General features: G+C 36.3%; 15 protein-coding genes. 1 reads left to right on the top strand and 14 read right to left on the bottom strand.

Annotated elements, in window-relative coordinates; all coding sequences use genetic code 11:
* Positions 1 to 44 precede the first annotated feature (44 nt).
* From ACIQX2_RS07125 to ACIQX2_RS07115, 3 genes are read right to left on the bottom strand one after another with little or no spacing between them, the layout of a single operon-like run.
* On the bottom strand, positions 45 to 1004 hold the full coding sequence (locus ACIQX2_RS07125; protein ID WP_402847962.1) for a D-alanyl-D-alanine carboxypeptidase family protein: 960 nt from the start codon (positions 1002 to 1004) through the stop codon (positions 45 to 47).
* A gap of 53 nt (positions 1005 to 1057) precedes the next feature.
* Positions 1058 to 1645 carry an SMC-Scp complex subunit ScpB gene (gene scpB, locus ACIQX2_RS07120; RefSeq protein WP_402847960.1) on the bottom strand — a complete coding sequence of 196 codons (588 nt, stop codon included), beginning with the start codon at positions 1643 to 1645 and terminating at the stop codon, positions 1058 to 1060.
* Positions 1617 to 2396 (bottom strand): segregation/condensation protein A, encoded by a 780-nt coding sequence (locus tag ACIQX2_RS07115; RefSeq protein ID WP_402847958.1) that lies wholly within the window; start codon positions 2394 to 2396, stop codon positions 1617 to 1619. The genes scpB and ACIQX2_RS07115 overlap by 29 nt, the downstream gene beginning before the upstream one ends.
* 54 nt (positions 2397 to 2450) lie before the next feature.
* Between ACIQX2_RS07115 and ACIQX2_RS07110 the strand changes: the two genes are divergently transcribed.
* Positions 2451 to 2960: a DUF309 domain-containing protein gene (locus ACIQX2_RS07110; RefSeq protein WP_402847956.1), complete on the top strand. Its 510-nt coding sequence runs from the start codon at positions 2451 to 2453 to the stop codon at positions 2958 to 2960.
* A 2-nt stretch (positions 2961 to 2962) separates the two neighbouring features.
* On the opposite strand, the gene ACIQX2_RS07105 is transcribed toward ACIQX2_RS07110, so the two are convergent.
* The 11 genes from ACIQX2_RS07105 to ACIQX2_RS07055 all read right to left on the bottom strand — a co-directional run bounded on the left by ACIQX2_RS07105 (position 2963) and on the right by ACIQX2_RS07055 (position 12837).
* Positions 2963 to 3322 (bottom strand): GNAT family N-acetyltransferase, encoded by a 360-nt coding sequence (locus tag ACIQX2_RS07105; RefSeq protein ID WP_402847954.1) that lies wholly within the window; start codon positions 3320 to 3322, stop codon positions 2963 to 2965.
* A 215-nt stretch (positions 3323 to 3537) separates the two neighbouring features.
* The gene (lysA, locus tag ACIQX2_RS07100; protein ID WP_402847952.1) at positions 3538 to 4854 is read right to left on the bottom strand and encodes a diaminopimelate decarboxylase; all 1317 of its coding nucleotides are present in this window, start codon (positions 4852 to 4854) and stop codon (positions 3538 to 3540) included.
* A gap of 68 nt (positions 4855 to 4922) precedes the next feature.
* Positions 4923 to 6341 (bottom strand): spore germination protein, encoded by a 1419-nt coding sequence (locus tag ACIQX2_RS07095; RefSeq protein ID WP_402849129.1) that lies wholly within the window; start codon positions 6339 to 6341, stop codon positions 4923 to 4925.
* 26 nt (positions 6342 to 6367) lie between these two features.
* On the bottom strand, positions 6368 to 7150 hold the full coding sequence (locus ACIQX2_RS07090) for a SigF/SigG family RNA polymerase sporulation sigma factor (protein WP_402847950.1): 783 nt from the start codon (positions 7148 to 7150) through the stop codon (positions 6368 to 6370).
* A complete protein-coding gene (gene spoIIAB / locus ACIQX2_RS07085; protein WP_093060805.1) occupies positions 7150 to 7596 on the bottom strand; it encodes an anti-sigma F factor in 447 nt (148 codons plus the stop codon). Before spoIIAB ends, ACIQX2_RS07090 begins: the two co-directional genes overlap by 1 nt.
* Positions 7586 to 7942, bottom strand: coding sequence for an STAS domain-containing protein (locus tag ACIQX2_RS07080; protein WP_093534831.1), 357 nt, complete (start codon positions 7940 to 7942; stop codon positions 7586 to 7588). The genes spoIIAB and ACIQX2_RS07080 overlap by 11 nt, the downstream gene beginning before the upstream one ends.
* 345 nt (positions 7943 to 8287) lie before the next feature.
* Entirely contained in the window at positions 8288 to 9592 is a 1305-nt protein-coding gene (locus tag ACIQX2_RS07075; protein ID WP_402847947.1) for a pyrimidine-nucleoside phosphorylase, read from the bottom strand.
* A 33-nt stretch (positions 9593 to 9625) separates the two neighbouring features.
* A complete protein-coding gene (gene deoB, locus ACIQX2_RS07070; protein ID WP_402847945.1) occupies positions 9626 to 10804 on the bottom strand; it encodes a phosphopentomutase in 1179 nt (392 codons plus the stop codon).
* 73 nt (positions 10805 to 10877) lie between these two features.
* Complete coding sequence (gene xerD, locus ACIQX2_RS07065; RefSeq protein ID WP_402847943.1) at positions 10878 to 11777, bottom strand: site-specific tyrosine recombinase XerD; 900 nt, start codon at positions 11775 to 11777, stop codon at positions 10878 to 10880.
* Between the two features lie 63 nt (positions 11778 to 11840).
* Positions 11841 to 12284, bottom strand: a complete 444-nt coding sequence (gene fur / locus ACIQX2_RS07060; RefSeq protein WP_093063016.1) for a ferric iron uptake transcriptional regulator — start codon at positions 12282 to 12284, stop codon at positions 11841 to 11843.
* Positions 12285 to 12369: 85 nt separating this feature from the next.
* A complete protein-coding gene (locus ACIQX2_RS07055; protein WP_402847940.1) occupies positions 12370 to 12837 on the bottom strand; it encodes a hypothetical protein in 468 nt (155 codons plus the stop codon).
* Between the last annotated feature and the right edge of the window lie 42 nt (positions 12838 to 12879).

The raw sequence follows: 12879 nt of genomic DNA, 5'->3' as shown, positions 1-12879 counted from the left end.
TTAAAAGAAGACAGTCTTTTATAATAACTGTCTTCTCGATATTTTTAGTCAATTTTCTTTACATTAAATTTTAAAGCAACCTCATTGTTTATTGTAACATTCCAAAAATACGGTTTTTTCTCCGATGATTTACGAGGGATGAACAATATATTTTTTGTTGCGTCTCGTTCTTCTTTATTTAGTAACAGGAAATAATCTTTTTTCACTTCGATAATCTGTTTATCCAACAGTCGATATTTTCCTTTTTCTACAACCTTCACATTGTCGTATGTCTTAAATATATTTGCGGCAAGAGAGGAGTGTGTATTCCAGTCATTGGATTGATTTAATGTTACTACAATAACTTTTTTCCCCTTGTCTTCAAAATAAGTTACTAATGTTCTTCCTGCAGCCTTTGTATATCCTGTTTTTCCAGCAATAGCAAACTCATTATAGTGTAATAATTTGTGTTTGTTTTTCCATCTGACAGATCTTTCTTTTGGAGAATAAGATTTCGCTGAAGCAATTTTCGCAAATTCTTCGTTCTGCATAGCCAAACGGAACATATTAGCTAAATCTATTGCAGAAGCAAAATGCTCCTCATGATGAAGCCCAGAGGGATTAGTAAAGTGGGAGTTTTTTAACCCAGCAAGCTCTATTTTCTCATTCATCAATTTAGTAAAGCCCTCTATTGAGCCACCAGTATGCTCGGCAAGTGCATAAGCTGCATCATTGCCCGAATGTAACAGTAATCCATACAATAATGATTCGACCGTCCAAACCTCACCCGCCTGTAAGTACAGCGATGATCCTTCTTGCGATGCAGCAGCATTAGAAATGGTTATTTCTTCATCTAGCGAAACGTTATCCAAAACCGTGATTGCAGTCCACACTTTTGTTAAGCTTGCAATTGGTAGTGGAGCATTTGGTTCGCTACCTTCTAGTAATCTTCCTGTATTTGCATCAATTACAACATAAGATGATGAAGCATCCGCCTCAATAATATTCCATAAGAGAAAAACCAACAGAAATATGGCCGTTTTTTTAAAAATGAATCATGCTCCTCATTCAATTATTTCTATCCTTCAAACGTTTCTTGAAATTTCGTCATAAATAAATCTGTGTCTTCCATAGCATCCTCAGACTGATCTTCTGGGAGTGGTGGAAGGGCATGTATATCCTTTAATCCAAAGTATTGGAGAAACTCATTTGTCGTGCCGTATAAAATAGCCCGACCTGTCCCTTCCGCACGACCAACTTCTTGCACAAGCCCTTTTGCAGAAAGTGTATGAATTGGTCGTTCGGATTTCACCCCACGAATTTCTTCTATTTCTACTCTCGTAATAGGTTGTTTATAAGCAACAATTGCTAGTACTTCAAGAGATGCCTGTGATAAAGACTGATTTGTTGGGTTCTCTACTAATTTTTGAATGGACTCTATATTTTCCTGTTTCGTTACTAATTGATAGGTTCCTGCTAATTGTTTTATTTCAATTCCTCTTGTTTGATTCGTTTGATATTCCTCCATCATTTCCTGAAGAATCACTTCTATTTCCTCTTCTGCCCCACTAGTTAGAAAGGCTAATTGTTTTTTTGTTAAGCCATCCTCCCCACTTACAAATAAAAGGCTTTCTATGTTACTCATCAATCTCATATTCGAATTCACTTTCTATATCTTCCTTTCGCAAATGCACAAACAAATCTTCAAAATTACTTTTTTGTTCTACTTGTATAATTTGGCGTTTCATCAATTCTAGCAGTGATAAAAAAGTAGTAACGATAGTATTCTTATCTCTTGTTGGGAAAAGTTCGTAAAACGATAATTTTCCTCCACCTTTTTTTAACACCTCTATAACATTTTTCATCTGAGCCTTGATCGATATCTCTTGTTTACTTACTCGCGTATTAAGAGGCGCATTTAACTGTTTTCTTCGCAACATTTTTTGGAACGCACCAAGCATATCATATACATTCGCATCCAATTCAAGTAATTCTAATTGTTTACTAGTTTGAAATTCACTTAAATCTGTTGGTGGTCTAGAATAATAGAGTGACCGAGTCTCCTCCATCTCATGTAAATTTTCTGCAGCTTCTTTATACTTCTTATATTCTATTAATCTAAGTACAAGTTCATCCCTTGGATCTTGTAAATCCATATCGAAATCATCGTCTATATCGTCGTCTTGATGAATCGGCAATAACATTTTACTTTTAATGGATAGTAAAGTTGCAGCCATCACTAAGTACTCACTAGCTTCATTGAGTTCTAAAACACGCATCGCGTGTACATGCTCCATGTATTGTTCTGTGATTTCTGCCATTTTGATATCGTATATATCTATTTCCAAACGATTTATTAAATGTAATAATAAATCTAGAGGTCCTTCAAACGCTTCTGTTTTTACTTCATAACTCATAAAACTCCACCTATTATCGGTTTTTAACATAATTATAGAGGAAAGGTGATTGTATTGCACCCTACATTTCATACTAGTTTTGTGGCATTTTTGAAACATTTCAATGAGACCTTCGATTATTTTGAGTGTCACGAGGTTTTGGAAGACTATTGGAAGGAAGTTTCCCCAAGAGATAAAAAGCATACATTAACTGCGTTAATACTGTTAGCAACTTCTATGTACCATTGGCGCCGTGGAAATTTAACTGGAGCTACTAAAACGATGAAAACAAGTATAAAAAGAATGGAGCTTACAAAGGATTCCCCTTTCTTTGATAACTTAAATTACCAGCGTTTAATAGAAAATATGATTCACGCACTTCAATTAATGACTAGTAGTCAAAAGTTTCATGGATTTACAATCGAAATAACGAATCGCGCTCTACAATCACAAGTTAATGAGCTTCAGCTCGAAACGAATGAGAGCTTACATTTTCTTATTCATAAACATATGCTGAGAGATCGTTCAGAAATACTAGAGGAACGAAAAAGAGAGAAAAAAAAGAGAGATGACTTGTTAAATTAAAGTCATTTCTCTTCTTTTTTTGTTTGGCATTTCGCATAAAATGATTCAACATCCTTGGATGGCTTAAGTGAGGTTGTTGGTAGAACTGTTGGAAGTTTTTCTAGCATTTCTTGTCCAAGGCCTTCGCCACGATGTGACGGATTGACGGATAGATGTTGAATTACTGCTTCCGTATCTTCCATTCGTACTCCTATCAATCCAACAAAATCGTCTTCTTTTTTCCAAAGAAATAAATGCCAATCTGGATTAGTTTCATACTCATGAATTGTTTCTAATAACTTTTTCACATCTTTTTCATGAGGCATAAAAGAAAGCAGCCCCATTGAAATCTTTTCGAATGACTTTTTATAGCGAAGTAGCATGATTTAAACCCTCTTTTAATTTCTTGGCTTTGTTATTTATCTAAAAACTAATAAACTAAGTCCAATTTCTTAAAATATCTGTATTATCGTACATGAAATTTACCGATTTTACAAATTGGCATTTGGTGCTATAAATAACCAGTATAAGACACCCCAAACAATTCCTACGATAAAAATCATTAGAAAGAGTATTACATTCCCCTTTTTCATCTTGCTCACTCCTTTTCCATTGTAAAAGGAAGGTCAAGATGTATGAGGTCTTCCAACGTTTCTCTTCTTACAGCTAATTGGTGTTTTCCATTTTCTACAAACACTACGGCTGGTTTCGTTAAGCGATTATAATTACTTGCCATAGAGTATCCATAGGCACCTGTGCAGAACATCGCAAGAATATCTCCAGGTTCAGCTGCAGGTAATTGAATATCTTCGATTAATTTGTCCCCAGACTCACAACATTTACCGGCGATGGTATAATTATTCGTTAACTGATTTCCCATTTTGTTCGCAATAACTGCCTCATATTCTGCGCCGTACAAGGCAGGTCTAATATTGTCAGACATTCCACCGTCAACCGCTAAATAGTTCCGAATATCAGGTACAACTTTTTCAGACCCTACTGTATATAACGTAGTTCCTGCATCCCCAACTAGTGATCTACCCGGTTCAATCCAAATCTCTGGCATTTTAAAAGAAGAATTATGCACGAGCTCTTTTACTATTTGTATCATTTCTTTTACGTATACAGCTGGTTCCAGGGGCGCATCTTCATCCGTATATTTTATACCGAAGCCTCCACCTAGATTTAAAACGCTGCATTCGAAGTTATAGTCTGTATGCCAGCCTATCATTTTAGTGATAAGCTTCTCTGCCGCCACTTTAAAGCCAGTTGTTTCGAATATTTGAGAGCCAATATGACAATGCAAACCAAGCAGCTGAATATATTTATCTTCATAAACATCTAGAAATGCTTGGTCCGCTTGTCCATTAAGCAAATCAAATCCAAATTTTGAATCCTGCTGACCCGTCGTTATATAATCATGCGTATGGGCTTCGACTCCAGGTGTAACCCTTAATAATATATTAACTTTTTGTTTGGTTTTAGCAGTTAGCGTCTTTAATAATTCTATTTCATAAAAATTATCGACAACTATACAACCAATCTTATGCTCAAGAGCTAATAATAATTCTTCTTTACTTTTATTGTTACCATGAAAGTGAATTCGATCAACTGGATATCCGGCTTTAATCGCCGTATATAATTCCCCAGCAGATACCACATCTAAAGATAGATTTTCTTGTTTCATCACTTGGTACATTGCAACACTAGAAAAGGCCTTGCTTGCATAGGCAACTTGAGCCGGTATATGTTGATCTTGGAATGTTTGGATGAATGCTTGCGCTCGTTCTCTTATTAAAGATAAATCGTACACAAACAATGGTGTTCCATATGTTTTTGCAAGCTCTAAGCTATCTATTCCACCAATCATTAAGTGACCTTTTTCGTTTACAGCATGCTTTGAAACTAGCACCATTAAGTTCGCCTCTTTTCCCTATATCTATTAGAACTTTATCACATTAGATAAGGAAATGGCAATGCACTTTAAGATCGTTTTCGATTAGATGCTCTTGTTATATATGGTCTTTTAGCATCAATGGGCATAGGATAACGAATGATTGTTCTCAAAAACGCTTTTGGGAAAAAAGGCTGAAGCGGCCATAAATAGGGTACATTTAAAGGCTTTACAGATCCTACATACCAAAGCAGAGCTAACGAAGCTACAAAAAATCCACTTGGTCCAAACATCGCTGTACTTAACAGGATAATAGTCCTGAATATTTTAGTAGTGATACTTAGTTCATAGGAAGGGATAGAAAAAGTGAAAATCGCTGTTATTGCTGTAAATAAAATAACCTCCGGAACAAAAAGCCCGACATCAACAGCCATTTGCCCAATGACTAATGCAGCTATAATACCCATTGCTGTTGATAGCGGCGTAGGTGTATGTATAGCAGCGAGTCTGAGAAATTCTATTCCTATATCTGCAAACAAAATTTGTAACAATAGCGGAATATCTGTTGTTTCCTTTGGACCAATAAAATCGAGAGCTTTTGGTAAAAATTCAGGATGAACCGATAGTAAGTACCAAAATGGTAAAAGAAATAGACTAAGCAGAACACCTAAAAAACGAATCCACCTGACAATAGTCCCTATTGCAGGTGCCTGCCTAAATTCTTCCGCATGCTGTAGATGGTGAAAAAGGGTCGTGGGAACTATAACAACCGATGGAGATGTATCTACAACTAACAAAATATGCCCTTCAAGTAAATGGGCTGCTGCTATATCTGGTCTCTCTGTAAATCGTACAAAAGGCAATGGATGGAATCCTTGTTTAAAAAGCCATTCCTCCAAAGCCTTGTCTGTCATCGTAATTCCGTCATGCTTTATTTGCTTTAATCGATCGCGAATTTGTGTAAGATTGTCTTCATTTGCAAGGTTTTTAATATAAGATATGGCAATATCCGTTTTACCTAACTCGGTAATTTGATGTAGTTCAAAGCGTAAATTTGTATCCCGAATCCTTCTTCTGATTAACGCTGTATTTTGAACTATATTTTCCGTAAAACCATCTCTCGATCCTCTAACAACCTTTTCATTATCGGGTTCTTCAGGTGAACGACCAGGATAGGATCGCACATCGATGGTGTATACGGAACCATTCGATAATATAAATGTGACCTGTCCACTTAACAGTGCAGCTATCCATTTTTCCTTGGAATCATATTGCGTTATAGAATAGTAAGGAAAATAATGTTCTATAATTTCATTTTCACTTATTGTTTTATCTGCAATTTTCAATTGGGTGTTCGTCAGTAATTGAGTAATTAACATTCCATCAATTAATCCATTAATATAGACGAGTAATACTGGGAATTCATATAAATGGGTATGTAATATTCCCACATCATAGGACTCATTTACTCCGAACTTTTCTTTTAAATACATTTCTGCTTCATCCATACTTTTAAACAACGGTTTCGTTTCAATCACCTATCTTTTGCATTTGAATTCGTATGACCCACTGGTACTAGCCAAGTTTTTAATTGGGTTAATATTTTCTTCTCCAGTCTCGATACTTGCACTTGAGAAATTCCTAATCGTTCCGCAATATCACTCTGCGTACAATCAAGATAATATCGTAAATAAATAATCATCTGCTCACGTTTGTCTAGCTTTTCTACCAGCTCTCGTAGTGGAATATGCTCAAACGGTTTCTCAGACCGCTCATCTTTCATTTGATCCATTAACGTTAGAGCATCCCCACTATCATTTTCATAAAGCTGCTCTTGCAATGATGCCGGATCACGAAGAGCATCGGTAGCCATTACTATTTCTTCTCTGGACACCTCTAAAATATGTGCTAGCTCCAATATAGTAGGTTGGCGCTCGAACGTTTTCAAAAAGTCATCAGTAGCATGCCTAATTTTAAAATTTAATTCTCGGATCGAACGACTAATTTTCACCATTCCGTCATCTCTTAAAAACCGCTGAATCTCCCCAATAATCATAGGAACCGCATACGTCGAAAACTTAACTTCGTAGGACAAATCAAACTTATCCACCGATTTCATCAAGCCAATACAGCCGATTTGAAACAAATCCTCTAAATCTGCTCCCCTGGAAGCAAATCGCTGAACAATAGACCATACAAGCCTCGTATTACCCTCAATCATTTGCTGCCTTGCTAGTTTATCACCAGTCTGTGATAGTGCTATAAGCTCTCTCATTTTCTCTTGAGTTAGTAAAGTAGACGGTTTTTTATTTATCATTAGACGATCCTACAAGATTCTTGAATTGGTACAAATTGCTTCGTTATTGTTACTGTCGTCCCCCTGTCAGGAATGGAGTAAATCTCAACACCATCACTAAAGCTTTCCATAATTGTAAAGCCCATTCCCGAACGCTCTTGCTCAGGTTTTGTCGTAAAGAGTGGCTCACGTGCTTGATTGACATCGCGTATTCCACGACCATAATCTACAATGGAAACGACAATTTCTCTATCTACTCGTTGTGCATGCAATTCAATTTTCCCTACTCCGTCTTCTTCATAACCATGGACGATTGCATTTGTTACCGCCTCAGAAATGACCGTCTTAAATTCAGACAACTCTTCTATAGTCGGGTCGATTGTTGCGATAAAACTAGACATAACCATTCTGGCTAATGCCTCATTCTCACTTTTAGCGATAAAAGATAATGTGATCTCATTGTCCATAAACTATTCCCCCTAACTTAGACATTATTTCAATTTCGGATTCGCTATAAATATAAGGGCTTAAACCTGCAAACTGAAAAATTTTGCGCATTGTTGGCGATGGATTTACAATTATTGTTTGTCCATCTATTGGTGCAAGCTCTCTCATTCTTCCTAGTATCAAACCTATCCCCGAGCTATCCATAAAATGCAAATCTTTCAAATTCCAAACTAATACTTTAATAGACCCGTTTTTAATCATTGGAACTATCTCATTTCTAATATCATTTGTACTGTGATGATCTAATTCACCTTTTAATCGAATAATAATAATTTCGTCTCCAACTTTTTCAACTTCATGAATCATAAAATCGCCTCCTTAGATAGCGCTATTCCACATGTTCTTTAAAAATTCCTTGCGCTTGACAAAAGTAGAAGAAATCATCGTTTATTAGTCGATTTTCGACAGAGGGTGGTCTCTTCAAGTATGGGAACATATTCTTTTTTTTAATCAAAAAATAGACCTCACTCAAAAGTTTTTTAAACTTTTGTGTGAGGTCTATATAGATAGCTGCATATTAGGAGGAATAATCCGTTTCGATAGAAAAGAGAGTATCCTGCGCTCGAGAGCGAGTAAACTAAAAACTACTCCTTAAAAAAATTTCCCAAAAAGAAAAGAGTACCATGACCGTAGTCATAATACTCCTGCATTTTACGCAGTTATTACTTCATAAATTAATGGTGGCGCCTCTTTTTTAGTAGATTCTATATCGATAAACTGTGTTAATTTATCCATAACTTCTTTTACATCTTCTCTATTTGAATAGATAGTAGCAAGTGAATCTCCTTTGCTTACAGAGTCTCCCACTTTTTTGTTGAGCACTATACCAACTGCTAAATCTATCTCTGATTCTTTCGTTGCTCTTCCTGCTCCTAGTAGCATTGCTGCAGTACCAATTTCGTCTGCTTCCATAAAGGTAATAAAACCATCTTGGGATGCTGGAACTTCAATTTTGTATGCTGCCTGAGGTAGTAATGAAATATCATCAACGATTTTCTCATTACCGCCTTGCCATTTGATGAATTGCTTAAATATTTCTAATGCAGAACCATCTTCTATAACAGCAAGTAACATTTCTCTTGCTTCTTCTAGAGTTTCGGCCTTTTCGCCAACTACAACCATTTGACTTCCAAGCGTCAAACAAAGCTCTGTCAGATCTTCAGGACCATTTCCTTTTAGCGTATCAATAGCTTCCACTATTTCTAGTGAATTCCCGATCGCTCTACCAAGAGGTTGACTCATATCTGAAATAATAGCCATCGTTTTTCTGCCTACATTATTCCCAATACGAACCATAGCCTGTGCAAGCTCTCTCGCATCATCTGTCGTTTTCATAAATGCCCCGTCACCAGTTTTAACATCTAACACTATTGCACCGGCTCCAGCAGCAATTTTCTTACTCATAATGGAGCTTGCTATTAGTGGAATACTATTAACTGTACCGGTAACGTCGCGTAAAGCATATAACTTTTTATCGGCAGGCGTCAGGTTCCCACTCTGCCCGATTACCGCTACTTTTAGCTCATTCACTTGTTTAACAAACTGTTCAGATGTTAGCTCTACATGGAACCCTTCAATCGCTTCCAACTTGTCAATTGTACCGCCAGTATGTCCAAGTCCTCTGCCACTCATCTTCGCAACTGGAACTCCACATGCAGCAACTAACGGACCCAAAACTAATGTAGTCGTATCACCAACTCCACCAGTGGAATGCTTATCGACTTTCACACCTTCGATTGCAGAAAGATCAATTGTTTCACCCGAGTTAACCATGGCCATTGTTAAATCTGCTCTTTCTTCATCTGTCATATTTTGAAAGAAAATAGCCATTAACAGTGAACTCATTTGATAATCTGGAATAGAACCGTTAGTATATCCCTCGATGAAAAATTCAATTTCTTCTTTTGTAAGAGCATTACCTTCTCTTTTCTTTTCAATAATATCAATCATTCTCATCGTACTTACACTTCCTTACTGTAGGATTTGTTTTTATTTTAATAAAGATAAGAAACTCTCGCCGAATTCAGTTGTTGCAACACCAAAGTTTTCACTAATTGTTGCCCCAATGTCTGCAAAAGTATTGCGTAGTGGTAATTCTTTTATTTCCTTAAATTTTGGTGAGTATATGATTAACGGAACATATTCACGCGTATGATCTGTCCCAGGCATCGTCGGATCATTTCCATGGTCAGCCGTGATAATCAGCAAATCTTCCTCTGTTAACTTTGGAAGCACCTCTTTTAAACGTACATCGAATTCTTCTAAAGCTTTACCATAGCCCAACGGATCGCGACGGTGACCAAATAACGCATCAAAATCAACTAAATTTAAGAAGCTGATGCCTTTGAAATCTCTGTCTAATGTTGCGATGAATTTATCCATTCCATCCATATTATCTTTAGTTCTTTCTGTAGAAGTAATACCTTCACCATTAAAAATATCGTGTATTTTACCAATCGCTATTACATCTAATCCAGCATCACTTAGTTCGTTCATCGCTGTGCGACCAAAAGGCTTTAATGCATAGTCATGGCGATTTGAAGTGCGTACAAATTTACCTGGTTCACCGATAAATGGACGAGCAATTATACGACCTACTAAAAATTCCTCCGACAAAGTTAACTCACGAGCAATTTCACAAATACGATACAATTCTTCCAATGGAATAACTTCTTCATGCGCAGCAATCTGCAAAACAGGGTCCGCTGATGTATAAACGATAATTGCACCAGTTTTCATATGTTCTTCGCCAAGCTCATCTAATATTTCAGTTCCACTAGCTGGTTTGTTACCAATTACTTTGCGTCCAGTTTTTTCTTCTAATTGAGAGATTAGCTCATCCGGGAATCCATTTGGATATACTTTAAATGGTTTATCAATATTCAAACCCATTATTTCCCAGTGCCCTGTCATCGTATCCTTACCCACAGAGGCTTCCTGCATTTTGCCAAAGTAAGCGGTAGGTGCTGCAACTTTATTGATACCTTGGATGGCATCGATATTACCAAGACCAAGTTGTTCCATTTGAGGCATATGTAGTCCATTCATTTTTTCTGCAATATGCCCAATAGTATGTGACCCTACATCCCCGAAAGCAGCAGCATCTGGCGCTTCCCCTATTCCAACAGAATCCATCACAATTACATGTATGCGCTTAAATTCATTCATATTATAACCCTCCTACTATTTTCTTCTAGTTTACCAAAAATAATATAAAAGTACAGGTCAGACCTCTGACAATTTACGCTCTAGGATGAAATTGTTTATAAACATCCTTTAATCGACTTTTACTAACATGGGTATAAATCTGAGTCGTAGAAATATCCGAATGTCCAAGCATCTCTTGGACAGCACGTAAATCGGCTCCATTTTCAATTAAATGTGTAGCAAAAGAATGTCTTAGAACATGAGGAGTTATATCTTTAGAGATTCCCGCTATTGTAGCATGCTTATTTAGCAACTTCCATATTCCCTGTCTTGTCAGACGCTTACCACGTTGGTTAATAAAAATTGCATCGGTTTTTTCAGACTTCAGCAATATTGGTCTAGCATTTTCTATATAATCTGTGCAAGCTCTAATGGCAGAACCACCTAATGGCACGATTCGTTCCTTGCCACCCTTACCAAACACCCTAACAAATCCCATGGATAAATGAATATCCTCTAAATTTAAGTTTAAACATTCACTAATTCTCATGCCGCTAGCATACATAAGCTCAAACATAGCTAAGTCTCTTTGACCCTGGGGTTTGGATACATCAATACTATTTAATAGATTATTCAATTCCTCTACAGATAGATACGTCGGTAGTTTTTGTTCTAATTGAGGTAAATCCAAATGGACAGATGGATCTGCGTCCGCCACCTTTTCTCTTAACAGGAACTGATGAAAGGAACGAACAGAGGATATATGCCGAGAAATCGTTCGTGCCGATTTCCCTTTCTCTTTTAAATTTCGAAGGTAAAGAACAATATGCGCGCGTTCTACCTCATTTAGATTATGTAGTTGCTGTACTTCAAATATATGGTGAAAATAATCTGTTAAATCTTTTTTATAGGACGTCAACGTATTACTTGCTAATTGTCGCTCTATCTGTAAAAAGTGCATATAATCCTCTAAATGTAGCAATACATTCTTCAAACACTTCACTCCTTTTATCAAACAATGATTAAAAAAAGGATAGCTAGTAAGCTATCCTTTTGTTTACTTATCCTCTTGGCAACGGTAACAAATACCATGAAATGTTAGACGATGGTCTTTAATTCTAAAGTTCCACTTTTTCTCAACAATAGCTTCCACATCTTCTAACAAATCTTCTTGAATTTCATCTACAGCTCCACATTCGATGCAAACTAAGTGGTGGTGAAAATGCGCTGCGCCTTCTTGTCTTAAATCATAGCGAGATACGCCATCACCAAATTGAATTTTATCTACTACATTCAATTCGTTTAATAACTCTAGCGTTCTATAAACAGTTGCAAGTCCTATATCAGGTGATTTTTCTCTAACTAGTAAAAATACATCTTCTGCACTTAAATGATCTTCCTCATTTTCAAGCAAAACTCGGACTGTCGCTTCTCGCTGTGGCGTCAGTTTATAGCTCGCACCAGATAATTGTTTTTTTATACGATCAATACGGCTTTCCATACGACGCCTCCTTACTTGAATCCATTATACCAATAATTGAATTCTCATTACAAGAGATTCACATAATAATAATTATTAAGAAGAACTAATTATTAAATAATATAAATGGTATTATGATGAACTCTATAATTATAACAATTATATAGAAGGATAGCGAAAAAATATTAATCCGATTGGCTAATGCTAACAACAAGATACAATAAATTAGCTGAAATGGAAACCACCAGAATACATAAGGAAAAGTAGATTCCTGCGTTTGCAACAAATAACTCGAACAATATCCATAGAATGTAATTTTAAATGCACAAATAACTAAAATTAGTTTACGTAAAAACCGATGCTGATAAAACAAGAAAAACACAATGGCAAACATGAGATGAGGAAAAATCGTTTCTAATAAAGTAGGTTTTTCTACTAATAGAACGCGTGCATCCAAGAGATTTATAATCCATTGCTGCTGTTCTACCGTACTTTGTTCAAATAATATTAAACCTCCAACAAAGCTTACTACAAGTACACATAATGAGATGAAAATAGTATAAGTCTGGTTCAAATTGGAACACCCCCTATCTACTTTCATCATATGCTTGTACTA

Origin of the sequence: Psychrobacillus sp. NPDC096623 (assembly GCF_044762655.1) — a bacterium.
Taxonomy (GTDB): domain Bacteria; phylum Bacillota; class Bacilli; order Bacillales_A; family Planococcaceae; genus Psychrobacillus.
The sequence above is the reverse complement of the archived record's forward strand: the minus strand, read 5'-3'. Positions and strand labels throughout refer to the sequence as shown.

What these genes read in the sequence shown, in the direction of transcription:
- ACIQX2_RS07115 (WP_402847958.1), bottom strand. Translation starts at nt 2,396, where the DNA reads ATGAGTTATGAAGTAAAAACAGAAGCGTTTGAAGGACCTCTAGATTTA.
- ACIQX2_RS07105 (WP_402847954.1), bottom strand. Translation starts at nt 3,322, where the DNA reads ATGCTACTTCGCTATAAAAAGTCATTCGAAAAGATTTCAATGGGGCTG.
- lysA (WP_402847952.1), bottom strand. Translation starts at nt 4,854, where the DNA reads ATGGTGCTAGTTTCAAAGCATGCTGTAAACGAAAAAGGTCACTTAATG.
- ACIQX2_RS07095 (WP_402849129.1), bottom strand. Translation starts at nt 6,341, where the DNA reads ATGGATGAAGCAGAAATGTATTTAAAAGAAAAGTTCGGAGTAAATGAG.
- ACIQX2_RS07090 (WP_402847950.1), bottom strand. Translation starts at nt 7,150, where the DNA reads ATGATAAATAAAAAACCGTCTACTTTACTAACTCAAGAGAAAATGAGA.
- spoIIAB (WP_093060805.1), bottom strand. Translation starts at nt 7,596, where the DNA reads ATGGACAATGAGATCACATTATCTTTTATCGCTAAAAGTGAGAATGAG.
- ACIQX2_RS07080 (WP_093534831.1), bottom strand. Translation starts at nt 7,942, where the DNA reads ATGATTCATGAAGTTGAAAAAGTTGGAGACGAAATTATTATTATTCGA.
- ACIQX2_RS07075 (WP_402847947.1), bottom strand. Translation starts at nt 9,592, where the DNA reads ATGAGAATGATTGATATTATTGAAAAGAAAAGAGAAGGTAATGCTCTT.
- deoB (WP_402847945.1), bottom strand. Translation starts at nt 10,804, where the DNA reads ATGAATGAATTTAAGCGCATACATGTAATTGTGATGGATTCTGTTGGA.
- fur (WP_093063016.1), bottom strand. Translation starts at nt 12,284, where the DNA reads ATGGAAAGCCGTATTGATCGTATAAAAAAACAATTATCTGGTGCGAGC.